A 26018-nucleotide genomic window follows, 5' to 3' on the forward strand; every position below is an offset into this window, starting at 1 on the left:
TTAGGTTAGGTTAGCCTAACCCCGGCTGTCCATGGTTTCGTGACCCTGACTGAAAGACAACACGCATGTCTGACCACACCTCCGTCCGTCGCCTCTCCCGCCGGGGCCTGCTCGCTGCCGGTGGTGCCGCCATGGCCGCCGTGCTCGTCGGCTGCGGCACCGACGACGACGCCGCGACCAGCACCGAGACCACCTCCGGACCCTGGTCGTTCACCGATGACCGCCCGGAGCAGGTCACCGCCGACGCTCGCCCCGAGCGGGTGGTCGCCTTCACCGGCTCCGCTGCGGCGCTCGTCGATTTCGGGCTCGGCCGCGAGATCGTCGGCGTGTTCGGCGAGACGAAGAAGGCCGACGGCAGCGCCGACACCCAGGCCGGCGACCTCGATGTGGAGAGTGTGGAGATCCTCGGCAACGTCTGGGGCGAGTTCAGCGTCGAGAAGTACGCCGCCCTGCGCCCGGAGCTGCTCGTCACCCACATGTACGACCCGGGCGCCTACTGGTACGTGCCCGACGAGAGCCAGGACAAGATCCTGCCGCTGGCACCTGTGGCGACCATCACCACCGCCCGGGTACCGATGACCAAGCCGATCGAACGGTACGCCCAGCTCGCCGAGTCCCTCGGCGCCGACCTGTCGGCGGCGAAGGTGACCGACGCCAAGGCGCGGTTCGAGGCAGCCGCCGAGTCGGTACGCCAGGCGGTGGCGGCCAACCCGGGCATCAAGGTGATGGCTGCCTCGGGCAGCCCCGACCTGTTCTACGTCTCCAACCCGAAGATCAGCACCGACCTGCTGTACTTCGCCGAACTCGGTGTCGACCTCGTCGTGCCGACCAAGCTGGAGGCCGGCGACTACTTCGAGGCACTGAGCTGGGAGAACGCCGGCAAGTTCCCCGCCGACCTGATCCTGCTGGACAACCGCAGCACCGCTCTGCAACCCACCGACCTGGCCGCCAAGCCCACCTGGAAGGAGCTGCCCGCCGTGCAGGCCGGTCAGGTCGCACCCTGGGACGCGGTGCCCCGCTTCTCGTACGCCGGGGCGGCTCCGCTGCTGGAGAACCTCGCCCAGGCGATCCGGGCAGCGAAGAAGCTGACCTGACGTCACCGGGCCGGCTGTCGCCCGTCACCACTTAACACCGAGTTCACCCGCCGCCCATTCGTCGTGCGGCGGGCTCCGGCTGCCCGACAACCGAACCGCCGAGCGTGGAGGACACATCCATGACCCTGCCGGTGCACACCACCGAGGCAACGCCGACCCACCCGACGCTGCGGCACACACCCGCCCGGGCGCACCTGCTCAACGACGACACCGTGGAGCAGTACCGCCGGGCGGTGGCTGACGGCACCGATCGGGTGGCCCGTCGGATGGCCGCGGTGACCGGACCCTTCACCGGCGTACGCCCGGACGAACTCGCACCCGAGGTGGCGGCGATCGACCTCGACCGGCCACTGGGCGACACCACCGCGGCGCTCGACGAGTTGGAGGATGTCTACCTGCGCGACGCCGTGTGGTTCCACCACCCCCGCTACCTGGCCCACCTCAACTGCCCGGTGGTGATTCCGGCGCTGCTCGGCGAGGCGGTCCTCAGCGCCGTCAACTCCTCGATGGACACCTGGGACCAGAGCGCCGGGGGTACCCTCATCGAACGTCGACTCATCGAGTGGACCGCCGACCGGATCGGTCTCGGACCGGCCGCCGACGGGGTGTTCACCAGCGGTGGCACCCAGTCGAACCTGCACGCCCTGCTGTTGGCCCGCGAGGAGGCCCTGACCGCCGCGACCCCGGCCGACCGGCGGATCCTGCTACCCCAGTTGCGGATCATCGCCTCGGCGGCTGGCCACTTCAGCGTCCAGAAGGCCGCCAAACTACTCGGCTTGGCCCCGGAGGCGGTCGTGGTGGTGGAGACCGGCCCGGACCGGCGGATGCGTCCCGGTGCGGTCCGGCACGAGATCGCCCGCTGCCGGCGCGCCGGCCTGACCGTGATGGCGGTGGTGGCCACCGCCGGCACCACCGACTTCGGCACCATCGATCCGCTCGACGAGATCGCAGAGGTGTGCGCCACTTCCGGGACGTGGCTGCACGTGGACGCCGCGTACGGGTGCGGGCTGCTGGTCTCGCCCACCCGCCGGCACCTGCTCGACGGCATCGAACGTGCCGACTCGGTGACCGTGGACTATCACAAGTCCTTCTTTCAGCCGGTCAGTTCCAGTGCGTTGCTGGTCCGGCAACGCAGTACGCTGCGGCACGCCACCTGGCACGCCGACTACCTCAACCCGGCCCGGATGGTGGCCCAGCGCATCCCCAACCAGGTCGACAAGAGCCTGCAGACCACCCGGCGTTTCGACGCGCTGAAGCTCTGGATGACGTTGCGGGTGATGGGGCCCGACGCTGTCGGTGAACTCTTCGACGAGGTCTGCGACCGGGCTGCGCAGGCGTGGGAGCTGGTTGCCGCCGACCCGCGGTTCGAGGTGCTCACCCGGTCGCAACTGAGCACGGTGGTGTTCCGCTGGAGACCGACCGGACCAGGTCGGGAGCTGGCCGACGCCGCCAACCTGCGCGCTCGGGAAGCCCTTGCCGCCTCCGGCCTCGCCGTGGTCGCCGGCACCAGGGTCGACGGCCGGCAGTACCTCAAGTTCACGGTGCTCAATCCGGCGACCTCCACCGCCGACGTCGCGTACGTGCTGGACCTGATCGCCGAGCACGCCGGCCGTCACGTCCACGAGCACACCGGCTCGCCTGCCGCCGATCTGACCTGCCCGGTCGGCTGACGATGCCACCTGACAACCCGAGCCTGGAGGGCCGGATGGAGAGCTACGACGTCATCGGGATCGGCCTCGGGCCGTACAACCTCGGTCTGGCCTGCCTGACCGCGCCCATCGCCGAACTCGATGGACTTTTCCTGGAAGCCCGCGACGACGTTTCCTGGCATCCCGGGATGCTGCTGGAGTCGTCCCGGTTGCAGACACCGTTCCTGGCCGACCTGGTCACCCTCGCCGACCCCACCTCGCCCTTCTCGTTCCTCAGCTACCTCAAGGAGATCGGCCGGCTCTACCCGTTCTACATTCGGGAGAGCTTCTTCCCGCTGCGGGCCGAATACGACGCGTACTGCCGTTGGGCTGCTGCCAAGCTGCCCAACCTGCGCTTCGGTCACCGGGTCACCGCCGTCGAGTACGACCCGACCGACGACTGGTACGTGGTGACCGCCACCGTCGACGGTGACACCGTCACCCACCGGGCCCGGCACCTGGTGCTCGGCACCGGCACCCCGCCCCACCTGCCCGCCGCGTGCGCCGACCTGGCGTCCGACGCCGTGCACAACTCGCGGTACCTGGAACACCGCGACGCGCTGAGGACCAAGCGCAGCGTCACCGTCGTCGGTAGTGGACAGAGCGCTGCCGAGATCTACCACGACCTGCTCGGGGAGATCGGCACCCACGGCTACCAGCTGAACTGGGTGACCCGCTCGCCACGGTTCTTCCCGCTGGAGTACACGAAGCTCACGCTGGAGATGACCTCACCGGACTACGTGGACTATTTCCACGCGCTGCCCGAGCCCACCCGTTACCGGTTGGAGGCAGAGCAGAAGGGCCTGTTCAAGGGCATCTCCGCGGATCTGGTGAACGACATCTACGACCTGCTCTACGCCAGCAGCATCGACGGCCCGGTCAACACCCGCCTGCTGACCAACACCGAGCTGACCGGCGTGACCCACGACGGGGACACCGGTGTGCACACGCTGCGGCTGCGCCACGTCGAGCAGGAACGGGACTTCACCCTGGACACCGAAGGTCTGGTGCTGGCCACCGGTTACCGGTACGAGGTGCCGACGTTCCTGGAGCCGATCCGGCACCGGCTGCGCTTCGACGACCACGGCCGGCTCGACGTCGCCCGTAACTACAGCGTCGACACCTCCGGGCGGGGGGTGTTCCTGCAGAACGGCGGCACCCACACCCACAGCATCACCTCACCTGATCTGGGTATGGGCCCGTACCGCAACAGCTGGATCATCCGGGAACTACTCGGCCGCGAGGCGTACCCGATCGAGAAGTCGATCACTTTTCAGGACTTCGGGGTGGCGGGGTGACCGACCCGGTGTTCGTCCGCCACGACCGGCGCCTCGGCGAGTTCGCACTGCGTACGCTCGACGTGGCTGCCGACGCGCCACTGCTGCACCGCTGGGTGACCCACCCCAAGGCGGCCTTCTGGCTGATGTCTGACGCCGATGTGGAGGCTGTGGTCAGCGAGTACCAGCGCATCGCCGACCATCCGCACCATGAGGCGTACCTGGGGTTGTGGCGTGGCGAGCCGGCGTTCCTCGCCGAACGGTACGACCCGGCCTACGTCGAACTGGTGGGGCTGCACGACGCCCGACCCGGTGACGTGGGCATGCATTTCCTCTGCGCCCCCACCGACACGCCGGTGTCCGGCTTCACCGGGGCCGTCATCACCACCGTGATGGCGTGGCTCTTCGCCGATCCCACCACGGAACGGGTGGTGGTCGAGCCGGACGTGCGTAACACCGCCGTGCACGGGCTCAACGCACGGGTCGGCTTCGAGGTGGTGGGACCGATCCGTAAACCGGAGAAGGAGGCCCTGCTGAGCATCTGCACCCGGCAACGGTTCCGAGCCGCCACCGACGCCGGCACCGAGACGTCCACCGAAGCGAAGGAGCACCACCGTGACCACGCATGACCCGGTGGCCCATCTGCGCCCGCAGACCTGGGAACGGGCCAACCGACTGCTGGTGCGTAAGGCGCTCGCGGAGTTCACCCACGAGCGTCTGCTCGTCCCCGAACCGGAGGGTACGGCCGCCGACGCGACGGGGCGCCGCTGGTACACCATCGTTTCCGGCGCTGTCCGCTACCGCTTCGCGGCGCGGGTGATGACCCTGGAGCACTGGGATGTCGACCCGGCGAGCATCACCCGGCACCGCGACGGCGAGCTGTTGCCACTCGACGCGGTCGATCTCTGTCTCGATCTGCGCGACGCGCTCGGACTCACCGACCGGGTCCTACCGGTCTATCTCGAAGAGATCAACTCCACTTTGGCGGGCATCGCGTACAAGCTGGACCGCGCACTGCCGAGCGCGGCGAAACTCGTCGACGCCGACTTTCAGACCATCGAGACGTCGATGACGGAGGGACATCCCTGTTTCGTCGCCAACAACGGGCGACTCGGCTTCGGCACCGACGAGTACCACCGGTATGCCCCCGAGGCGGCCCATCCGGTGCGGCTGATCTGGCTCGCCGCGCACCGCGACCACGCCACCTTCACCTGCGCCACCGACCTGGACCGGGAGGCGCTGCTGCGCATCGAACTGGGCGAGGCCACCCTCGCCCGGTTCGCCGAGTCGATGGCCGGGCTGGGCCTGGATCTCGCCGACTACCAGCTGATCCCGGTGCACCCGTGGCAGTGGTGGAACAAGCTGTCGGTCACCTTCGCCGGTGAGGTGGCGCGGCATCGGCTGGTCTGCCTGGGTGAGGGACCCGACGAGTACCTCGCCCAGCAGTCCATCCGTACCTTCTTCAACGTCAGCCACCCCGAGCGGCACTACGTCAAGACCGCCCTGTCCGTGCTGAACATGGGCTTCATGCGTGGGTTGTCGGCCGCGTACATGGAGGCGACCCCGGCCATCAACGACTGGCTGGCCGACCTGATCGACGGCGACGACGTGTTCCGTGCCACCGGGCTGACGATCATCCGGGAGCGGGCGGCCGTCGGCTACCGGCACCGCCAGTACGAGGCCGCCACCGACCGCTACTCTCCGTACCGTAAGATGCTCGCCGCGCTGTGGCGGGAAAGCCCGGTGCCGGGTCTCGCGCCGGGCCAGCGACTGGCCACCATGGCGGCGCTGCTGCACGTCGACGCGGACGGCCGGTCGTTCGCCGCTGAGCTGATCGCCGCCTCCGGGCTGGCTCCGGAGCAGTGGCTACGCCGATACCTGAACGCCTACCTGACTCCGCTGCTGCACGCCTTCTACGCCTACGACCTGGCGTTCATGCCGCACGGCGAGAACGTCATCCTGGTGTTGCGCGACGGGATCGTCGAGCGGGTGATCTTCAAGGACATCGCCGAGGAGATCGTGGTGATGAGCGCCGAGGTGCCGCTGCCACCGACGGTCGAACGGATCCGGGCCGACATCCCGGAGGACATGAAGCTACTGTCGATCTTCACGGATGTCTTCGACTGCTTCTTCCGTTTCCTCGGCGCGACCCTGGCCGAGCAGGGCGTCATCGGTGAGGAGGAGTTCTGGCGGGCCGTGGCCGACTGCGCCACCGAGTACGCCGCCCAGGTTCCCCACCTGGCTGATCGGCTGGCCCGTTACGACCTGTTCGCGCCCGAGTTCGCGCTGTCCTGCCTCAACCGGCTACAGCTGCGCGACAACCAGCAGATGGTCGATCTGTCCGATCCGTCGGCCGCTCTGCAACTGGTGGGTGCCCTGGCCAACCCGCTCGCCCGGTTCGTACCGTCCTGACCTGCGGCGGCTGCGGTCCGGACCGTGCCGGTGTGCCTCCGCTGGCAGTTCGCTACGCCGGCTGGAACCGTGGCCGCGGCTACGGCCCGGTGCCGGTTACCGGGATGGTGGGGCCGCTATACGCTCGTCGGCGTGGAGGTCGCGGAGGCTGGGCCACCAGTCCAGCCGGATCCGGAACAGCGCCGCTTCGTCATCTGCGGCGACGACAGTCTGGCCTACCGGCTCGCCGACGAACTGACGAACCGGCACTCGGGCCAGGTCACCGTCATCCTTCGGTCGCGGACATCCCGCTACGGCCGTCGGATCGCCCGGCTGCCCGGCGTACGGATCATCCTGGCGGAGCGTCCGGACGTCGACGCCTACCAGGCGGCCCAGGTGGGGTCGGCCGACGCGCTGGCCCTGGTAGACCGCAACGACGTGGCCAACATCGAGGCCGCTTTGCAGGCCCACGATCTGCATCCGACGCTGCGGATCGTGGTGCGGATGTTCAACACCAGCCTGAGTCAGGGGCTCAACCAGCTGCCTTACTGCACCGTTCTGTCCGACGGGGCGTTGGCCGCGCCGGCGTTCGTCTCGGCGGCCGTCGGCCAGGCGACTCCCCGACATGGCCTCCGTGACGGCACCATGTTCGTCGCGGGTCGTCACGAGGTGCGCGAGGACGAGGTGGTCTGCGGTCTGGCGATCACCGGGTACGGCGAGGAGCCGGAGGTGCTGCCGGCGCAGCAACAGGCCGCTGACCTGGTGCTCGCCGCGGTGGCGCCCTGGCGGCCGGAGGCGTCCCGCCGCCGTCCGATGAGTCACGGCTATCCGCTGGGAACGATCGCGGGGCGGGTCTGGCGGCGGATCCGCCTTGTCCTCGGCATCTTCTCCGGTCTCCTGCTGGGTGCGGCGGCCGTGCTCGCGCTGAGCCGGCCGGGCACCACCTGGTCGCAGGCGTTCTTCGATGCGGTTCTCGCCACCCTGGGAGGTGCCGATGTCGAGCCGACCGCCACCGGAGTGGAGAAGGCCACTCTGGTGGTCCTCACCGTCGCCAGCATCGCCCTGATTCCGTTCCTCACCGGTGCGGTGGTGGACGCTGTCATCAAGGTACGACTGGAGGTGGCGGACGGCTCACTACCGAGGCGGGCCAGCGGGCACGTCGTCGTGGTCGGTCTGGGCGGGGTCGGCAGTCACGTGGTCGAGGGCCTGCACGGGCTCGGGGTCGACGTGATCGCTATCGACCGGTCCTCGGAGGCGCGTGGTGTGTCAGCGGTACGGGAACTGCGAATCCCGTTGATCATCGGGGATGCGAGTCGTCGGGAGACGTTGCTCGCCGCCTCGCTGCCGACCAGCCGGGCTCTGGTCGTGCTCACCTCGGACGACGTGACCAATCTGGAGACCGCGTTGGTGGGCCGTGCCGTCCGCGCGGACCTGCGGGTGGTGTTGCGGCTGTTCGACGGTGACTTCGCCGACCAGGTGCAGCGGGCCTTCGATCTGACCATCTCCCGCAGCGTCAGCTACCTCGCTGTTCCGTTCTTCGCAGCCCGGATGCTCGGTCACGAGTTGGAGGCGATTCCGGTGGCGCGGCGGGTGTTGTTGGTCGCTGAGACGACGATCGGGGAGCGTTCGATACTGTCCCGGTTGACCGCCGGTGACCTACGCCGGCCGGGCGAGGCATGGCTGTTGCGGTTGACCAACCGGGTCGGCAGTCAGCTGCCGGCCACTGTCGCGGACGGGCGGCGGCTGCGTCCTGGTGAGAAGGTCACGGTGGTGGCGACCCGGGCCGGGCTGGCCCGGCTGATGGCGGAGGCGGCGGCCCGTCCCGACGCGCTGCGGCATATCGTGCCGCACGAATGACGAGCGCTGCCGGCGAGTAGCGACGTGCCGCATCCTTTCGCGCTACGAATCACATCGCTGTGAGCCGTAGCGTGCGACGAGCGTGTCGCCGATCGCGGCCAGCTGGGTTCGCACCTCGGGCGGGTCGGTGACCTCGAGGTAGTCGACGAGCCCGGCAAGCTCGCCCGCGAGTTTGCGTGCGTCGTTGCCGCGGATGACGACCTCGATCCGGCCGTCGCTCGCGGATCCCCCCACTTCGAGTCGAGCGCCGAACCCCAGCCGGAGTACACCGATCCTGTGGGGCGCACAGAGGGCACGAGCCTCAAGGGGTGTTCGTTTGCGTTCGACCTCGTCGGCGATCTCGCGCCAGCTCTGGGCGAGGTCGAAGTCGTCGAGCCGGTGCACGGGCTCGGTGGTCGGGTCGACGGACGACACGCGGTCGATGCGGAAGGTCCGCCGGCCGGTTTCGGTGTTGGCGACGAGGTACCACGACGGGCCCTTGGCGACGATGCCGAGCGGGTGGACGGTCCGCTCGGTTTCGGTGCGTTCACGGTCGACGTAGCCGAGGCGGACCTGGACGCCGCGGATCACCGCGTCCTGGAGTTGGTCGAGGAAGCAGGGCAGTCGGGGCTCGACGCGGCTCGATCCCCACCGTTGCGGGTCCATGACGAGCGACGACGCTGCCGCCTCGGCCTGCGCCCGGAACGGCTCCGGCAGGGCGTGGACGAGCTTGCGTAGCGCCGCTTTGACGGCCGGAGTGACAGACGAGGCCGGGCCGGCGGCCAGGAACAGGGCGCGGGCCTCACCGGCGGTCAACCCGGACAGGTCGGTACGGGCGCCGCCGACGAGTCGCCAGCCGCCACCTCGGCCCTGCACGGAGTAGACCGGCACACCGGCCGTTCCCAGGGCGTCCAGGTCGCGGCGGGCGGTGCGCTCGGAGATCTCCAGCTCCCGAGCGACCTCCGGTGCGGTCACCTGTCCACGGTGTTGCAGTAGAAGGAGGATGGCCATCAGCCGGTCGGCTCGCACCCGGACAACACTGCCACGGAAACCCGGTCAGGAGGTGACCGGTATCGGTCGGCAGGATGCCGGTATGACGTTCGATTTTCCTGAGCCCACCCGCATCGCGGTCAACGGTGTGGAACTAGAAGTCTTCGAGGCCGGTCGGCAGCACGCGGGTAACCCGATCGTGCTCTGTCACGGCTGGCCGGAACACGCCTACTCCTGGCGGTATCAGATGCCGGCCCTGGCCGCGGCGGGGTACCACGTCATCGTCCCGAACCAGCGGGGGTACGGCAACTCGTCCCGCCCCGACGAAGTGACGGACTACGACGTCGCCCACCTGTCGGGTGACCTGGTCGCGCTCCTCGATCACTACGGCTACGAGGATGCCACCTTCGTCGGCCATGACTGGGGCGCGTTCGTCGTCTGGGGCCTGACCTTGCTGCATCCGCACCGGGTCAACGGCGTGGTGGCGCTGAGCGTGCCCTACCAGCAGCGCGGAGAGATGCCGTGGACCGAGTTCCTGGAGGCTGCGTTCGGCCCCGACTTCTATCTCGTACATTTCAACCGGCAGCCGGGTGTCGCGGACGCTGTGTTCGAGGAGAACCCGGCTCGGTTCCTGCGGAACCTGTACCGGAAGAACCTGCCTCCCGCGGAGCCGCAACCCGGCAATGTGATGATCAACATTGCCAGAGCGGTGGCCCCGTCCGGTGAGCCCGTCATGAGTGACAGCGACCTGGCCGTCTTCGTGTCCGCCTTCGAGTCCACCGGGTTCACGGGCGGAATCAACTGGTACCGGAACCTGGACCGTAACTGGCACCTGCTGGCGGACGTCGACCCGATCGTCCGTCAGCCCACCCTCATGATCTACGGCGACCGCGACATGGTGGCGAGGGCACCAAGGCTCACGGAGTTCGTGCCGAACGTGGACGTGGTCACGCTGGACTGCGGCCATTGGATTCAGCAGGAGAAGCCGAAGGAGACGACCGAAGCGATCCTGAAGTGGTTGGACCGGCGGGGCGCCGCCTAGCTGCATCCCCAGACGGGTCAGCTCGACAGGTCGGCGGACTGTGTCTGGTTGGTGGAGTTGATGGTGGTCGCTGGGGTGGCGGCCACCATCGACTCAGGGGTGGGACCGTCTGTCTAGCGGGTGCGTAGGGCGGTGGTGAAGGTGGCCCAGGACGAGGGGTCGAAGGTCAGGACGGGGCCGTCGGGGTCCTTGCTGTCGCGGACGCCGACGCCGCCGCCGGGCAGTGTGTCGGCGACCTCGACGCAGTCGCCCTGGTTGCCGCTGCGGCTGCTGGTGCGCCACTTGACAGTCGTCGTGTCAGCCACGGGTGAATGCCTCCATCGTTGCGGTGATCAGCTTCCTCGACGACGTCTCGTCGAGTGCTCGTGAGGTCACGTCGTCCCAGGCCAGCTTGTAGGCAGCCACCTCGGTCCCCTTGTCGAGGTAGAGCGCGCCGGTGAGACTGTCGACGTAGACCAGTGGTGGTTCGAGTGGTTCCGACGTGCCGGGCACGGGCGGAAACTCCAAGATGGTGAACGCGGACGTCATGCCGCCATGTACACCGACCTCGAACGGCAGAATCCGCAGCCTCACGCTGGGCGAGCGGGTGACGTCGAGGAGATGTTGAAGTTGAGCGCCCATGATCTCTGGCCCACCGACGGCCCGACGGATGACCGCCTCGCTCAGGACGATTGCGAGGTGCGGTGGCCGAGGGCTGGCGAGCAGGCGTTGACGTTCCATCCGAAAGTCGACTTGCCGCTCGACCTCCTGCCTGTCGATGAGTCCGTGTGGTACACCGGTCACTTCCCTGGCGTATTCACGGGTCTGAAGAAGTCCGGGCACGGCTTCCGGCTCGTACTTGTGAATCCGTTCCGCGCTGCTTTCCAGCCTGACGAAAAGGCCGAACCAGCTCGGTAGGCGGGTGTTCGTGTAATCGTGCCACCAGGCACTCGCGCCGCTGGTGCGGGTCTCGCCGGAGAGGGCGAGCAGCTCGTTGCGGTCCTCGGCGCTGGCCTCGTACAGCTCGCACATCGCCTTGATCTCGATGTCGCGGAACTTGACGCGGGGGTCGCCGGCTTCGATGCGGTGGATGGTTGCGGGGCTGCGCTGCAGGAGCACGGCAGCCTTCTCCTGGCTCATCCCGGTCTCCTTGCGCAGGGCAGCCATCTTGCGGCCGATCCTTCGCCGCAACAGGGCCGATCCGTCCGTGTCGGACACGGAGCCTCCTATCACCACTTTGCCAAACAGCAGCATACAAACGATGGACTACTAGATCACTTTCTCTTTCCTGTCGCCCTGACCTGGGCAAATGTCATCGGAGTGGGGCTAATATGCAAACCCTTTCATGATTTTATTCACGCTGCTTCATTGCATCCTTCCGTACCGCAGCCAGACGATGACGTTCAGCAGGTTCGCTCCCGCATCGGTGCGAGCCACACCGTCGTGACAGGACGACTAACGACCGTCCGTTAAGGACGGATGTGTCCTGCTGAGAAATGTACGAGTTTTCTCCGCCCCACCGGTCGAGGTGCGCGGTCCGTGCCGGGGAGGGCCCGACCGCGCACCCCCAGCAGGAAGGTGAACGACAGTGCGCCTCACGTGGTCCGTCCCGCCCGACGCCCACACCCCGTTCGACAACCAGCGATCTCGTCAATGGTCAACAGGAGCAGCACGGTGATGAGGACACCTCAGCCGGTACCGGAGGTGGCGACGGGGACGTTGCTGCGGCTCGCCCCAGGCGACTGGTCGTACGGACGGGATCTCACCCCGGGCACCGCCATCACGGTCACCGTGACCAGTGTTCGGGAACTGCCGAACCGGGCGGACGAATGGGTGTGGGTGCTGGGGCACCGGCCGGAGTGTGGATACCCGCACGTCGACCGGCATCCACCCTGCATGGAGGTGCGGGTCGCGGTGGCCGCCCTGTCCGGTGGACAGCAGGCGTCATGACCGGCACCGAGGAGAGCGACCGGGTCGTGGACCGGTTCGAGTCGGCCCGGCGCACCGTACTGCAGCACCGATCCGGCGGCACCTGCTTCCACTGCCGTCACGGTGGGTGCGGGCAGTACACCTGGGCGGTCGTCGAGTTGGGCTGCCACCCGGGCGGTCGGCGCCTGCTGCGTCAGCTCGGGTTCCCCGCCGACGAACCGGCCGAGCCCCGCGCGCCGCAGGCAACCGACAGAGCGCACGACGGCGGGCACACCGCACACCTGCACCGCCACCCGGAACCACGCCCGGCGGTACGGGCCGTCGGCAGCGCCACCCCGCAGACCGCTGCCCGTCTCGCCGACGAATTCTTCTACCTGGCCCACGACGACCAGACCGGCCGTCCGCGGCTGTTCGAGTCGGCGACGGCGTACGGACTGGCCGCCGCGCTGCTCGTCGAGCTGCACCAGGCGGGCCGGATCGTCGTCGCCGGCCGGCAGGTGCGGGTCGTCGACACCGCGCCGCCAACGGACTGGCTGCAACACCTCGTCCTCGACCGTCTCGTGGCCGAGCCGCGCCACAGCGCGACCCGCACCTGGCTGTCGTTCCTCGCCGCCACCGCCTACCAGCAGGTGGCAACCCGCATGTGGCAGCTCGGGCTGGTGCGGCCCGAACAGGTCGGTCGGTGGTTACGGCACCGCACCGTGTACGTGCCGACGGACATGAACCGGGCAGCATGCTCCTGGGCCCGGCTCTCCTGCCACCTACGTGACCGCCAGCAGCTCAACAGCTTCGACGTGGCGCTCGCCGGCCTGGCCGTACACACCCAGCTCTCCCCGATCCTGCTCGTCGGCGCACCCACCCGGGCCTTCCTGCACGAGCAGGTCGACAAGGCACCACCAGCCTTGCGGGACCTGTTCGCGGATCTCCGGGCCGTCGTCGGCGGCACCGTGCTGAGTCACCGCACCGTGCTCAGTCACCGCACCAGCTGAGCGGCACCACGTCACCGTCGGCCCGGAGCGGACGCACCGGGCTGTCGCCGAAACCTGTCACCCTCGCGCAGAAAGAGAACCGATGTCCCACACCAGAACCGACACCGTCTGCGCTGTCCTCGCCAGAGGGCGGCTCGGTATCCCGTCGGTGGTGTTCTTCGTCATCGCCGCCGCCGCACCGCTGACCGTCGTCGCCGGTGGCGCGACCACCGGGTACGCGGTCACCGGTGTCACCGGCATCCCCGTCGCATACCTGCTCGTGGCGGCCGTGTTGGCGTTGTTCGCGGTCGGCTACGTGGCCATGTCCCGGCGGATCGTCAACGCGGGCGCCTTCTACACCTACGTCACCCGCGGACTCGGCCGCCCCGCCGGCGTCGGCGCAGCCATGGTCGCGCTGCTCGCCTACAACGCGATGCAGATCGGCCTGTACGGCGGGGCCGGGGCGGTCACCGCGCAGTTCCTCGACGACCGGTACGGCTGGCAGCTCACCTGGTGGATGTGCGCCCTCGCCGTCTGGGCCGTCGTCACGGTGCTCGGGGTCGCGCGGATCGACCTCAACGGCAAGGTTCTCGCCGTCGTCCTCGTCGTCGAATGCGTCGTCGCGTTGACCTTCGACGCCATCATGCTCACCCACCCCGCCGACGGCACCGTCTCCTTCGACACCCTCGCCCCCTCCCACGTGTTCGCCGCCGGCATCGGCGCCGCGCTGGTCACCGCGATCACCGGATTCGTCGGCTTCGAAGGCACCGTCGTGTTCTCGGAGGAAACCAAAGACCCGCGCCGCACCATCGCCCGCGCCACCTACATCGCCGTCGCCGTGACCGGCCTGCTGTACGGACTGTCCGCGTGGGCGATGTCCGTGGCCACCGGCCCCGACCGCATCGTGGCGGCGGCCCGCGCCGACGGCACCGACCTGATCTTCAACCTGGTGGCGCCCTACCTGCACCAGAGCGTCATCACCGTCGCCCGGGTCCTCTTCATCACCAGCCTGTTCGCCGCCCTGCTCTCCTTCCACCACACCGTCGCCCGGTACCTGTTCGCCCTCGGCCGCGAACGCGTGCTTGCGGCCGTGTTCGGTCGCACCAGCCGCCGTACCGGCGCACCCAAGGCCGGCTCCCTCGCCCAGAGCGGGCTCGCCTTCGCCGTGCTTGTCGGCTACGCCCTGGCGGGGGCGGACCCGATCGTGCACCTGTTCTTCTGGATCACCGTCACCGGCGGCCTCGGCGTCCTGGCCCTGATGACCGCCACCTCCGCCGCCGTCATCGGCTTCTTCACCCGCACCACCCACACCGAAGGACCATGGCGGTCGACGATCGCACCGGGAATCGCCGCGCTCGCGCTCGGCGGGATCCTCACCGTCACCCTGCGCGAGTTCGACACCCTCCTCGGCGTGGCCCCGGACTCGCCGCTGCGCTGGGCGTTCCCCGCCGCGTACGCCGCCGCGGCACTGCTCGGCATCGCGTGGGCACTGATCCTGCGCACCATCGATCCACACCGGTACGCGGCGATCGGGCTCGGTGCCGACAGCGACACCGCCGGACCGCTACGAACCCCCGACACCGTCCGTCAACCCGCCTGAAGAGGGGATACATCGTGTTCCGTCACCTCGTGCGCCCGGCCACCCGCACCGACGCCGGCCCACTGATCGCCGTCCTCGCCGAGGCGTTCCACGACGGTCCGCTCGCCGACTGGCTCATCCCGGATCCGGGGGACCGGCGCACCGTCTACTACCGGTATTTCCGCGACGCGTTCTACCACGGACTCGACCACGGCGAGGTACACACCACCGGTGGCCAGACCGCCGTCGCCATCTGGTACCACCGCCGGGAGGCGGTACCCGCCAGGCCCGACCGGCCCGCCGCGCTCGACCGGATAGCAGGGGCGTACGCGCCGAAGTTCCTGCTGCTGGAGGAAGCGATCGAGGGGTGTCATCCGGATCGGCCGCACCACTATCTCGCCTACCTCGCCGTCGACCCGACCCGGCAGAACCAGGGCCTCGGCACCGCCCTGCTCAACCACGGACACGGTCGACTCGACCAGCTCGGCGCGCCGGCACACCTCGAAGCCAGCAATCCGCGTAACCGGGGGCTCTACCTCCGCCACGGATACACCACCGGCCGCACGGTCGGCCTCGCCTCCGACGGACCCGCGATCTGGCCCATGTGCCGTGCAGCCGCCGATGTCACCGGCGAGCGAAGTCGGCTCCCACGCCCGGGACGCTACTGACCTGCCCGGTTCCGAGGTCACGTCGTGGCGCACCGGAACCGGGCCGGCATGTCACGGTCGGGCGGGACCGGCGCTGTCGCGGCGGATCAGCTCGGCGGACAGTTTCTCGACCCGAGCGACGGCGGCTCCCGGATCCAGCGCCAGCGCCATCGCCCGGGCACCCAACTCGACCAGGGGGAGTCGGACCGTGGTCAGCGGCGGGGTGACGTCACGGGAGATCGGCAAGTCGTCGAAGCCGAAGACGCTCACCTGCTGCGGTACCGCGACCGCACGGGCACGCAACAGCGCCAACGCCCCGATGGCCATGGTGTCGTTGAGCGCCGCGATCGCGGTCAGCCCCGGTTCGGCGTCGAGCAGCGCGGCGGTGGCCTCGGCGCCACCGTCGCGGTCGAAGCCGGCGTACCGGATGCGGTGTTCCGGTAACTCCTGGTCGTGGTCGGCGAGTGCCGCGCGTAGCCCGGTGAGCCGGTCGGTGGTGGTGGTGAGCACCCGGGGCCCGGCCACCACCCCGATGCGTTCGTGGCCGAGGCGGCACAGCTCCCGCCCGAGCAGTTCGGCGCCGCCCCGGTTGTCGGGCATCACCGCGTCGCCGGTGTGCTCGTGGCGGCCGATCACCGCGACCCGCCCACCGGTGGCCTCGTACGCGGCGAGTTTGCCGTTGAGCAGCCGGGTGAAGTCGGCGTCGTGATAGCCGGAGCCGGCGAGGATGATGGCGGCCACCTGATGACCCCGCAGCAGCTCGACGTACTCCAACTCCCGCTCGGGATCGCGGTAGCTGTTGCAGATCATCAACAGCCGGCCCTGATCGGTGGCGACCCGTTGCAGACCCCGGGTGATCTCCGAGAAGTACGGGTCGGAGACGTCGTGCACGATCACCCCGACGACACCGCGATGAGAGCGAGCCAGCAGTTGGGCGTGGGCGTTGGGAACGTACTCCAGGTCGGCGACGGCCTGGAGTACCCGCTCCCGCAGTTCCTCGGTGACGGGCTTGCTGCTGCCGTTGATCACACGGGATGCGGTGGCGGGTGAGACACCGGCCCGCCGGGCCACATCGGACAGCGTCGCCACTACCGCCCCCTCACCCGCCGCGCCGACCGCTGTCGTGGCGGCCAGCGACACCGTACCCCAGCACGGTGGCGCACTGCGCGGGCGACCTGTGGCCAGATCGCCCGCCGTGGCGCCGGTCAGCCCGCCGTGGTGCGGGCGGCTAGCGCGTCGACCAGCCGTCGGGTGGCACCGGCCAGGTTCCACCGGTCGGCCAGGTCGAGCAGTCGTCGCGGGTCGGCCGGCGACACCGGTAGCTCGGTGGACAGCGGTGGCAGCGGCACGTCCAGGGCGACCTTGACGACCCTCGGCGCCACCGCGAGGTAGCCCCGGGCGGCGTCGAGCCTGGTGCGCAACCCGGGTGCGAAGCCGGCGGCCGGATCGTCCAGAGCGGCGAGGATGCCGGCGATGTCGCCGTACCTGTCGACCAGCCGGGCGGCGGTCTTCTCACCGACGCCAGCCACGCCGGGCAGCCCGTCGGACGGGTCACCGCGCAGCGCGGCGAACTCGGCGTACCGGTTGGCCGGCACGCCGTAGCGAGCCCGCACGGCGTCGTCGTCGCAGTCCTCCAACTTGGCCACCCCACGCCCGACGTAGAGCAGCCGCACCCGCCGGGCGTCGTCGATCAGCTGGAACAGGTCGCGGTCACCGGAGACCACCTCCACCGGGCCGGGCTCGGTCACCGAGAGGGTGCCCAACACGTCGTCGGCCTCGTAGCCGGTCGCGCCGACCACGGCCACCCCCAGCGCGTCGAGCATCTCCAGAATCATCGGCACCTGCGGTGAAAGCGTGTCCGGTACCACCTCGCCGCCCTCGGGTGCCACCCGGTGCGCCTTGTACGACGGCAGCAGCGCGACCCGCCAGTCGGGCCGCCAGTCGTGGTCCATCGCGCACACCATCCGCCCCGGCCGGCGGGTGCGCACCAGGTTGGCGAGCATGTCGAGGAACCCGCGCACCGCGTTCACCGGTTGCCCGTCGGCGGTCTTCGCGGCGGACTCGGGAATGCCGAAGTACGCCCGGAAGTAGAGACTGGGCGCGTCGACGAGCATGATCGGGGTCTGCGCTGTCACGTCCGACAGCCTGGCACACCGCACCGACGTTCCCGGCGCACGACATGGCCAAACGACCGTTAAGCTGACGGTGTGGGGTTCGGGGAGCTGCATCCGCCGCGACGACCGGCCGCTGGCTGCCGTGACGGCCTTCTCCGGCGAACCGGGCAGCTACCTGGCCGGGCCCCACGGCGCCCGCATCGAGGACACCGACGTCCGCACGACGGACGGCGTACGACGGCTCAACACCACCCCACGGAGCTCACCGCGCTATGACTGTCGACCGGATCCTGCCCACCGAAGAGGCTCGCGACCTGCTGGACTTGACCACCGAACTGGCCGACCGGGAACTCGCGCCGAAAGTCGTCGAGTACGAGCAACGGGCCGAGTTTCCCCGCGAGGTGCTGCGCACGTTGGGCCGCGCGGGCCTGCTCGGTCTGCCCTACCCGCAGGAGTACGGCGGTGCCGCACAGCCCTACGAGGTGTACCTCCAGGTGCTGGAGATCCTGGCCGGCCGCTGGTTGGCGGTCGCCGAGGCGGTGAGTGTGCACACCCTGTCCTGCCACCCGGTCGCCACGTTCGGCAGCGAGGAACAGCGCAAGCTGCTACCCGACATGATCGGCGGTGAGCTGATCGGGGCGTACTGCCTGTCGGAGCCGCAGGGAGGTTCGGACGCCGCGGCAATGACCACCAGAGCGGTACGTGCCGGAGACGGTTACGTCGTCACCGGCACCAAAGCGTGGATCACCCACGCGCAGGTGGCCGACTTCTACAACATCTTCTGCCGTACCGGCGGCCCGGGCCCGAAGGGCATCTCCTGCCTGCTCGCCGACCGCGCCACACCGGGCATCCACCCGCAGGCCGCCGAACGCACCATGGGGTTGCGCTCCTCCCCGGTGGCGCAGCTCGTCCTCGACGACGCCCGGGTGCCCGCCGACCGGTTGATCGGCGGCGAGGGAGCCGGCTTCACCATCGCCATGTCCGCTCTGGACTCCGGGCGGCTGGGTATCGCCGCCTGCGCGGTCGGGCTCGCCCAGGCGGCGCTGGACTACGCGGTGGCCTACGCCCGGCAACGTGAACAGTTCGGCCGGTCGGTCATCGACTTCCAGGGGCTCGGGTTCACCCTGGCCGACCTGGCCACCCAGATCTCCGCGGCGCGGGCGTTGACACTGACGGCGGCCCGGTTACGGGACGCGGGACGGCCGTACTCGATCGAGGCGGCCAAGGCGAAACTGTTCGCCACGGACGTGGCGATGCGGGTGACCGTCGACGCGGTACAGGTTCTCGGCGGCGCGGGTTTCGTCGCCGACCACCCGGTCGAGCGGTACCTGCGGGAGGCGAAGGTGCTGCAGATCGTGGAGGGAACCAACCAGATCCAACGGCTGGTGATCTCCCGGGCACTGGCTAAGGGCTGACCGTAGGCGATCAGGTCCGCGCAGAAAGCGACAGTCAGCGGGATGGCCGGTCGCGTCAACCGCTCGTACCCGGTAGGTTGCACGCCGTGGAGGAGATCGACCGCGCCATCGTGGTGGCGCTGACCACGGACGGCCGGCTGTCGTACACCGACCTGGCGGAGAAGGTCGGCCTGTCGGTCTCGGCGGTGCACCAGCGGGTACGCCGGCTGGAACAACGAGGAGTGATCAAGGGCTATGCCGCGCGGGTCTCCTTCGAGGCGCTGGACCTGCCACTGACGGCGTTCGTCGCGATCCGCCCGTTCGATCCGTCGCAGCCCGACGACGCACCGGAACGGCTGGCGCACCTGCCGGAGATCGATTCGTGCTACTCGGTGGCGGGGGAGGACTTCTACCTGCTGCTGGTGCGGGTGGCCGGGCCGGTCGACCTGGAGCGGGTGCTCCAGGAGATAAGGACCGCCGCCAACGTCACCACCCGCACCACGGTGGTGCTGTCCACCCCGTACGAGCACCGCCCGCCGAAGGTCCTTCCCGGCCCGGCAACACCGCCTCGCACCCGTGGGGTGACGCCTCCGGCGGCGGGCTCACCGGCGGACTGACCCGAAATACCCGGTGCCGCCGCGGCCCAGGAGACGGGGCTAGGATCCATCCCTGATTCGGCGGAAGCGAGACCCGGATCATGACCGGGACGCAGGGCCGGCTTCCACCGCCCGCGTCCGGTCGCCTCGCGTGTCTCGAAGGGGAGGATGAGATGTACCGCTCGATGCGATCGCGTTCCCGCCAGATGGCGGCCGGAGTCCGCTCATGACACGCATTCTCATCCGCGCCGGCAAGAGCCCGTTGACCGTGCTGTCCCACGAGCAAAGCCTGTCCACCTCTCGGTTGGGTGTCTTCGGATCAAACTCTGGGAACATGCTGTTTTACAGCGCGGTGTTCCGGGTCCTGAGCGTCCCCGGCGCCGAGCTCGTCGCCAACTCCTACGTTCACGAACGTCCGGTGCACCTGGGCACCTACGTCAGCCGGACCAACGAGGAGTTCGACCGGTTCGTCCTGCCGATGGCGAATTCCTACCGGGACACCTTCCTGCCGCACCTGGAACGCCTCGCCAAGGTCATCGAACGGTTGAAGATCCCGGTCACCGTGGTCGGCATCGGCGCGCAGCTGCCGTACGGCACCGAGTTCGACTCGCTTCCCGACGACTACAAGAAGATCGTCACGCGGTTCACCCGAGCCGTCCTCGACCGGTCGGCCTCAATCGGCGTACGCGGCGAGTACACGGCCCGCATGTTGAAGTACCTCGGTTTCGGCGACGAGCACGTGCGGGTGATCGGCTGCCCGTCGATGTTCGGCAACGGGCCCCTGGGACCACTGGTACGCAAGGTGGACCGGCTGGCCGACGACAGTCCGATCGCCATCTCGTACACGCCGAAGGTGAAGGGGGTCGACCGGCTGGTCGAGGCGAACACCCTCCGGTACCCGAACAGTGTCATCGTGCCGCAGCAGCATCAGCGACTGGCGCTCATGCTGTGGGGTGAGAACCCGGCCAAGGTCCCCAACAAGCGGATGCCCATCCACACCGATCATCCGCTCTACGAGAGCGACCGGATGCGGTTCTTCGTGGACGCCTCGACCTGGACCGAGTTCATGGCCGAGCAGCACTTCGCCTTCGGCACCCGTATCCACGGCAACGTCGCAGGCGTGCTGGCGGGCACGCCGTCGGTGGTGTTGGCGCACGATTCCCGCACCGTCGAACTCTCCGAGTACCACGGCATCCCGTACCGTCTCTACTCCGAGCTGCCGCCGGATGTCGACGCGCAGCGGCTCTACGAGGAAGCGGACTTCGACGTCTTCGGGACGCGTCAGGCCGAGACCTTCGACACCTACGTGCGGTTCCTCGAGCACAACGACCTGGAGCACGTGTTCCAGCCGGGCAAGGCCAACCCGGCCTACGACAAGGCGCTCGCCGCCGCCCCGTTCCCCGGCCCGGTGCACACGCTGATGGCCTCGGACGTCATCGGGCGACGCCAGGTGATGTCCCGGCTGCGCTGGCTGCGGCAGGGACACGAGGGTGATCTGGAGCGCCGTGCCTACGATTTCGAACCACCGTTCCGCGAACCGCGCGGAGCGAGGACGCTTGAGGAGCGGGTAGCCGAGTTGGAGAAGGAACTCAAGGTGCATCGGGAGTCGCTGGCGAGCTGGCGGGGCCGGATGGGTCGGGTGCTGCGGATCAACCCGTTGTCCACGGGGGGCCGGCGGTGACGACGGCGGGTCCGAAGACGTCCCGACCGGGGGCATGGGTGGCGTCGAAGTCGGGAGGGCGCCTCCTCGCCACGTCGATCGACGTGGCGGCCCTCGCCGTGCTGCTGCTGGCGGCGGTGGGCGGTTCCCGACTGTGGGCGTTGCCGCCGGCCCTGCTGGCAGTCGGGCTGCTGGCGTGGACGTGGCGTGACGCGCTGCGGGTGAAAGCGGTGTCGCCCTCGAAGGCCGCGGTGCCGCGCGTCCTGCTGCTCGCCGGCGCGTATCTGCTCGGCACCGTGCACGACGGCGTCGATCCCGGGCTCGCTGTCGGCGTGGCCCTGGCCGGTCTGGCGGTGCTCAGCGAAACCCCGATGGGGTTCATCGCCCGCGCCGCGTACCCGGTGACGGCCAATCTCCCGGGCATCGGCACCCAACCGTACCGGCGCCCGAACACGAGCCGCGCGGTACTCGTCAACGGTGCCGTGGTGCCTGTGGTGCTCGTCTGTGCCTTCGCCGGCATCCCGGGGGTGATCGCCGCAGTGGTGTCGGCGGCGGCGCTCGGCCTGTCGTTGTTCACCCTGTGGCAGGCAGTGGGCCGGGTCCGGGCGAGGCGGACCAGCGAACGGAACCTCTCCAAGGCGCTCACCGCCTACGAACCGGCGTTCGTGGTGCACTGGACCGCGCCGGCCGGCACCGCGTACCAGATCGCGATGTGGCTGCCCTATCTGGAGCGGCTCGGTCGGAAGTTCTTCGTGCTGGTGCGCGGTGAGGCCAACTTCAACGAGGTGGCGGCACTGACCAAGGCTCCGGTGGTGCTGCGGACCGCGCTGGAGGACATGGACGCCGTGGTCACCCCGTCGATGCGGGCCGCCTTCTACGTGAACACCGCGACGAAGAACAACCATCTCCTGCGGTACACGAACCTGACACACATCCAGCTCAACCACGGTGACAGCGACAAGGTGCCGAGTCACAACCCGGTCTTCCGGATGTACGACAAGAACTTCGTCGCCGGTCAGGCCGCGATCGACCGTTTCGCGGCCAACGGGGTGAAGATGCCGGTGGAGATGTTCAGCGTCGTCGGGCGACCCCAGGTGGAGAACGTGGCGGTGGCAGCCAAGCCGATCGCCTCGATCACCAACCCCCGGGTGCTCTACGCGCCGACGTGGGCGGGTTTCTACGCCGACTCGAACTACTCGTCACTGCACGTCGGCTACGACATCGTCCAGGCGCTGGTGGAGCGCGGGTGCAGCATCGTGTTCCGGCCGCACCCGTACAGTCACCGGTCGGCGGCACTGGGTCGCGAGTGTGAGCGGATCAAGGCGCTGTTGGCCGAGGACCATCGGACCAGTGGGCGGCCCCACGTGTTCGGCAGACAGGCCGAGGTGAAGATGTCGGTGATGGACTGTTTCAACGCGTCGGACGCAATGGTGTCGGACGTGTCGAGTGTGGTTGCCGACTACCTGTACTCGGAGAAGCCCTTCGCGATGGTGGCTGTGTCGACCCCGGCGGTCACCTTCACCGACGAGTTTCCGTTGGGGCGGGCCAGCTACGTCATCGACGCCCACGGTGGGCAGGTGAAGGGGCTCGGCGCGGTCCTCGACGACTTCCTCGGTGCTGACCCGTTGGCCTCCACCCGGCAGGACATCAAGAAGTATTATCTCGGCGACATTCCGTCGGATCGTTACGCGCAGCGTTTCCTGGACGAGGCGTCGAGTTACCTCTGAGCCCAGCGGATTGTGCGTACCGGCTCCGGGCCCGGCTTCGTGCCGACCGGAGCCGGTGCCGTTGCGGGCCTGACCCTAGTGTCCTAGGACGCATTAGCGGGTGTGCCCCACCTCCCCGCCCACCGTTTCACCACGCCGCACCGGGGGACACCACCGATGGAGCGCCGCAGATCGTGTCGCTCCATCGCCGAAAGAGGCAGGGAGGCGACATGAGCTTCACCGACAAGGCGAAGAACAAGGTCGAGGAACTGAGTGGTGCCGCGAGAGAGCGGATCGGCGACATGACCGACAACGAACGCATGCGGGCCGAGGGCGCCAGCCAGCAGAGCGACGCCCGTGCCCGTCAGGCCGGTGAGGACACGAAGGCGGCCGGGCGCAACGCGAAGGACGCCTTCACGAAGTGACCGCCTGAAAGCGGAACGAAGCGGCCCGCCGGATCGATCCGGCGGGCCGCTTCGCGGTGTGGCGCGCGTCAGGTGGGACAGGAGCCCGGCTGGTCAGGCGTCGCGGTGGACGCGCCACCACTGCCGACCCTCCTCGGGGAGGGTGTCGATCGGGTCGTAGTAGGCGTAGCGCTTGCTCAGCGCCTCAAGGTCGGCCGACTCGATGGAGGTGCGGTAGTTCTTCGTCCAGTAGGAGATGCCGCGTTCCCGGTCGTAGTCGGTGACCATGTGCACCCATCGTTTGCCGACGAACGGCACGTCACAGACGATCCGCGGGGTGGCGTACCCGGGCAGGTAGCCCATGATGTCGTGCTGGAGTTGCTGGGCGTGCCATACCGGGACCCGCCAGTGCTCGGCGTTCGGGATCATGTCGCACATGTAGAAGTAGTAGGGCAAGATGCCTGCTTCGCCCTGTAGCGCGAAGCAGAGGTCGAGCAGGTCGGTGCTTGTGGCGTTGACCCCGCGCATCAGCACACCCTGGTTGCGTACGTCCCGCACGCCCAGGTCGAGAGCGGTCTGCGCGGCCCGGGCGACCAATGGGGTGAGCGACTGGGCGTGGTTGACGTGGGTGTGGATGGCGAGGTTGACGCCACGACGTGCGGCGGTACGCGCGACCCGTTCCAGTCCTTCGACGACGTCGGCTTGCAGCCAGTGCTGGGGTAGGCCCATGAGTGCCTTGGTGGCGAGGCGGATGTCGCGGATGGTTTCGATCTCCAGTAGGCGCATCAGGTACGACTCAAGGTTGCGCCACGGCACGTTCGCCACGTCACCGCCGGAGACGACGACGTCGCGTACGCCGGGGTGGGCCCGCAGGTAGCCGATGTGGGCGTCGTAGCGGTCGACGGGCTTGAGGGTCAGTTTGAGCTTGTCCACCGTAGGGGTGGAGTTGCCGACCAGGTCCATGCGGGTGCAGTGTCCGCAGTACTGGGGACAGGTGGAGAGTAGTTCGGCAAGGACCTTCGTGGGGTAGCGGTGGGTGAGGCCCTCGGCCACCCACATGTCGTGTTCGTGCAGGGAGTCGCGGGTGGCGTAGGGGTGTGACGGCCAGTCGGTGCGTCGGTCGGAGGCGACCGGGATCATGTAGCGCCGGATCGGGTCGGCGAGCAGCGCATCGGTGGTCAACTCGGCGAACGGCACCATCGTGTTGATCATTTGTGGGGTCACCAGCATGGACATGGTGGCCAGGGCGTTCTGGTCGGCTTCCAGGTCGGCGTAGAACGTGTCGTCGACGGTGGTGCCGAGCACGGTGCGCAGTTGCTTGATGTTCTTGACGCAGTTGACGCGTTGCCACTGGGCGCTCTCCCACTGGTCGCGGGTGACGTCACGCCAGCCGGGGAAGCGGGTCCAGTCGGGCTCGGCGAGCAGGCTGCGGCGGTACTCGTAGGGCTGGTCGGTGCGGGTGGTGGGGGCCGGCGGGGGCGCCGGGATGGTTTGCACCGGCGGTCGGGTCTGAGTCACGGCCCCTCCTGTGGTCGGTCTGGTGGTCAGCGCACCGAAGGCTACTGGAAAAATTCCGGTTGAGAAATTAGTCTGCCGTAAGTTTTCCCGTCATGCGAGTTGAAGGCGGGGCTTCAGGCGGTCGGACAGGGGAGGTTCGTGTGACATCACCGGTAGGGCTGCACCGGGTCCTGGAGCCCGCAGGCGTGTTGCCGCAGGCGGCTTGGCGGCTCGACGCGCGTCCGGAGATCGCGCCGAACGAGGTCCGGATCCGGGTGGAGCGGCTGAACCTCGACGCCGCGAGTTTCCGGCAGCTGTCCGTCAAGCACGGCGGCGACGGTGACGCGGTCCGTGCTGAGGTGCTCGACATCATCGCCACCCGGGGCAAGATGCAGAACCCGGTGACGGGATCGGGCGGCATGCTGATCGGCACGGTCGAGCAGGCTGGTCGGCGGTCGCCGTTGGGACTCGGGGTCGGCGAGCGGGTGGCCACCCTGGTGTCGCTGACGTTGACGCCGCTGGTGATCACCGATGGGTTGGCCGGCTGGGACGGGCGCAGCGAGCAGGTGCCGTGCGAGGGGTGGGCGATCCTGTTCGCCCGGTCGGTCGCGGCGGTGCTGCCGGCGGATCTGGATCCGGTGCTGTCGCTGGCGGTGCTCGACGTGTGTGGTGCGCCGGCGCTGACGTCCCGGGTGGTGTCCCGGTACGTGGCCGGGCGGGCAGCGGAGGGGGATACCCGGCCGGTGGCGGTGGCGGTACTCGGCGGTGCGGGTAAGAGTGGTTCGTTGTCGCTGGCGGCGGCGCGGCGGGCGGGTGCGGGCCGGACGGTCGGGGTGGTGCCGGTGGACGCGGAGCGTGACGCGCTGGTGGCGGCGGGGCTTGCCGACGTGGTGGCGGTGGCCGATGCCCGTGATCCGGTGGCGTTGTCGACGGCGGTGGCTGCGGCGCTGGGAGGGCCGGCGGACGTGACGGTGGTGTGTGTGGACGTGCCGGGCTGTGAGCACGGCGCGGTGCTGGCGACCACGGACGGCGGCACCGTGGTCTTCTTCTCGATGGCGACGAGTTTCGCGGCGGCGGCGTTGGGTGCGGAGGGGCTGGCGGCGGACGTGACGATGCTTGTCGGGAACGGGTACGTGCCGGGGCACGCGGAGCTGGCGTTGGATCTGCTGCGGGGTGAGCCAGGGGTGCGCGGGCTGTTCGAGGCCCGGCTGGCGGCAGACTGAGGCT

General features: G+C 69.1%; 23 protein-coding genes. 17 read left to right on the forward strand and 6 right to left on the reverse strand.

Annotated elements, in window-relative coordinates; all coding sequences use genetic code 11:
* Positions 1-65: 65 nt before the first annotated feature.
* The 6 genes from HCA58_RS09475 to HCA58_RS24020 all read left to right on the forward strand — a co-directional run bounded on the left by HCA58_RS09475 (position 66) and on the right by HCA58_RS24020 (position 8307).
* Complete coding sequence (locus tag HCA58_RS09475) at positions 66-1094, forward strand: ABC transporter substrate-binding protein (RefSeq protein WP_169597396.1); 1029 nt, start codon at positions 66-68, stop codon at positions 1092-1094.
* Between the two features lie 119 nt (positions 1095-1213).
* Positions 1214-2764, forward strand: coding sequence for an aspartate aminotransferase family protein (locus HCA58_RS09480; RefSeq protein ID WP_169597397.1), 1551 nt, complete (start codon positions 1214-1216; stop codon positions 2762-2764).
* Between the two features lie 35 nt (positions 2765-2799).
* Positions 2800-4080 (forward strand): SidA/IucD/PvdA family monooxygenase, encoded by a 1281-nt coding sequence (locus HCA58_RS09485; RefSeq protein WP_169597479.1) that lies wholly within the window; start codon positions 2800-2802, stop codon positions 4078-4080.
* The gene (locus HCA58_RS09490) at positions 4077-4688 is read left to right on the forward strand and encodes a GNAT family N-acetyltransferase (RefSeq protein ID WP_169597398.1); all 612 of its coding nucleotides are present in this window, start codon (positions 4077-4079) and stop codon (positions 4686-4688) included. Before HCA58_RS09485 ends, HCA58_RS09490 begins: the two co-directional genes overlap by 4 nt.
* Positions 4675-6471 carry an IucA/IucC family siderophore biosynthesis protein gene (locus tag HCA58_RS09495; protein ID WP_169597399.1) on the forward strand — a complete coding sequence of 599 codons (1797 nt, stop codon included), beginning with the start codon at positions 4675-4677 and terminating at the stop codon, positions 6469-6471. The genes HCA58_RS09490 and HCA58_RS09495 overlap by 14 nt, the downstream gene beginning before the upstream one ends.
* 132 nt (positions 6472-6603) lie before the next feature.
* Positions 6604-8307, forward strand: a complete 1704-nt coding sequence (locus HCA58_RS24020; protein WP_169597400.1) for an NAD-binding protein — start codon at positions 6604-6606, stop codon at positions 8305-8307.
* A 42-nt stretch (positions 8308-8349) separates the two neighbouring features.
* Here HCA58_RS24020 and HCA58_RS09505 read toward each other — a convergent pair whose 3' ends face one another.
* Positions 8350-9261: a WYL domain-containing protein gene (locus tag HCA58_RS09505; protein WP_346775929.1), complete on the reverse strand. Its 912-nt coding sequence runs from the start codon at positions 9259-9261 to the stop codon at positions 8350-8352.
* 118 nt (positions 9262-9379) lie between these two features.
* Between HCA58_RS09505 and HCA58_RS09510 the strand changes: the two genes are divergently transcribed.
* On the forward strand, positions 9380-10318 hold the full coding sequence (locus HCA58_RS09510; RefSeq protein ID WP_169597402.1) for an alpha/beta hydrolase: 939 nt from the start codon (positions 9380-9382) through the stop codon (positions 10316-10318).
* Between the two features lie 113 nt (positions 10319-10431).
* On the opposite strand, the gene HCA58_RS09515 is transcribed toward HCA58_RS09510, so the two are convergent.
* Entirely contained in the window at positions 10432-10623 is a 192-nt protein-coding gene (locus tag HCA58_RS09515) for a DUF397 domain-containing protein (protein ID WP_166488997.1), read from the reverse strand.
* Positions 10616-11515 carry a helix-turn-helix transcriptional regulator gene (locus tag HCA58_RS09520; RefSeq protein ID WP_346775930.1) on the reverse strand — a complete coding sequence of 300 codons (900 nt, stop codon included), beginning with the start codon at positions 11513-11515 and terminating at the stop codon, positions 10616-10618. The genes HCA58_RS09515 and HCA58_RS09520 overlap by 8 nt, the downstream gene beginning before the upstream one ends.
* Before the next feature lie 459 nt (positions 11516-11974).
* On the opposite strand from HCA58_RS09520, the gene HCA58_RS09525 reads away from it, so the two are divergent.
* From HCA58_RS09525 to HCA58_RS09545, 4 genes are all read left to right on the forward strand, one after another.
* Entirely contained in the window at positions 11975-12247 is a 273-nt protein-coding gene (locus HCA58_RS09525) for a hypothetical protein (protein ID WP_169597404.1), read from the forward strand.
* Entirely contained in the window at positions 12244-13215 is a 972-nt protein-coding gene (locus HCA58_RS09535) for a GPP34 family phosphoprotein (RefSeq protein ID WP_240955796.1), read from the forward strand. The genes HCA58_RS09525 and HCA58_RS09535 overlap by 4 nt, the downstream gene beginning before the upstream one ends.
* Positions 13216-13297: 82 nt before the next feature.
* Positions 13298-14794, forward strand: a complete 1497-nt coding sequence (locus tag HCA58_RS09540; RefSeq protein ID WP_169597405.1) for an APC family permease — start codon at positions 13298-13300, stop codon at positions 14792-14794.
* A 14-nt stretch (positions 14795-14808) separates the two neighbouring features.
* On the forward strand, positions 14809-15441 hold the full coding sequence (locus HCA58_RS09545) for a GNAT family N-acetyltransferase (protein WP_346775931.1): 633 nt from the start codon (positions 14809-14811) through the stop codon (positions 15439-15441).
* A gap of 51 nt (positions 15442-15492) precedes the next feature.
* Here the strand turns inward: HCA58_RS09545 and HCA58_RS09550 are convergent, their stop codons facing one another.
* Together HCA58_RS09550 and HCA58_RS09555 are read right to left on the reverse strand one after the other, a co-directional pair.
* Positions 15493-16509, reverse strand: coding sequence for a LacI family DNA-binding transcriptional regulator (locus HCA58_RS09550; RefSeq protein WP_169597482.1), 1017 nt, complete (start codon positions 16507-16509; stop codon positions 15493-15495).
* A gap of 116 nt (positions 16510-16625) precedes the next feature.
* Complete coding sequence (locus HCA58_RS09555; RefSeq protein WP_205808198.1) at positions 16626-17534, reverse strand: 5'-3' exonuclease; 909 nt, start codon at positions 17532-17534, stop codon at positions 16626-16628.
* Positions 17535-17806: 272 nt separating this feature from the next.
* Between HCA58_RS09555 and HCA58_RS09560 the strand changes: the two genes are divergently transcribed.
* From HCA58_RS09560 to HCA58_RS09580, 5 genes are all read left to right on the forward strand, one after another.
* Positions 17807-18949 carry an acyl-CoA dehydrogenase family protein gene (locus tag HCA58_RS09560; protein WP_169597407.1) on the forward strand — a complete coding sequence of 381 codons (1143 nt, stop codon included), beginning with the start codon at positions 17807-17809 and terminating at the stop codon, positions 18947-18949.
* Between the two features lie 86 nt (positions 18950-19035).
* Complete coding sequence (locus HCA58_RS09565) at positions 19036-19545, forward strand: Lrp/AsnC family transcriptional regulator (protein WP_346775932.1); 510 nt, start codon at positions 19036-19038, stop codon at positions 19543-19545.
* A gap of 205 nt (positions 19546-19750) precedes the next feature.
* Positions 19751-21205, forward strand: a complete 1455-nt coding sequence (locus HCA58_RS09570) for a polysaccharide pyruvyl transferase family protein (RefSeq protein ID WP_169597408.1) — start codon at positions 19751-19753, stop codon at positions 21203-21205.
* 38 nt (positions 21206-21243) lie between these two features.
* Entirely contained in the window at positions 21244-22911 is a 1668-nt protein-coding gene (locus HCA58_RS24025) for a CDP-glycerol glycerophosphotransferase family protein (protein ID WP_169597409.1), read from the forward strand.
* A gap of 209 nt (positions 22912-23120) precedes the next feature.
* On the forward strand, positions 23121-23315 hold the full coding sequence (locus HCA58_RS09580) for a CsbD family protein (protein ID WP_169597410.1): 195 nt from the start codon (positions 23121-23123) through the stop codon (positions 23313-23315).
* Between the two features lie 93 nt (positions 23316-23408).
* Here HCA58_RS09580 and HCA58_RS09585 read toward each other — a convergent pair whose 3' ends face one another.
* Positions 23409-24812: a lysine 2,3-aminomutase gene (locus tag HCA58_RS09585; RefSeq protein WP_169597411.1), complete on the reverse strand. Its 1404-nt coding sequence runs from the start codon at positions 24810-24812 to the stop codon at positions 23409-23411.
* Between the two features lie 92 nt (positions 24813-24904).
* Here HCA58_RS09585 and HCA58_RS09590 point away from each other — a divergent pair, with 92 nt between their 5' ends.
* A complete protein-coding gene (locus HCA58_RS09590; RefSeq protein ID WP_205808133.1) occupies positions 24905-26014 on the forward strand; it encodes a zinc-binding alcohol dehydrogenase in 1110 nt (369 codons plus the stop codon).
* Positions 26015-26018 lie beyond the last annotated feature (4 nt).

The organism is Micromonospora sp. HNM0581, assembly GCF_012726175.1.
In the GTDB taxonomy this organism is placed as follows: Bacteria; Actinomycetota; Actinomycetes; order Mycobacteriales; family Micromonosporaceae; genus Micromonospora.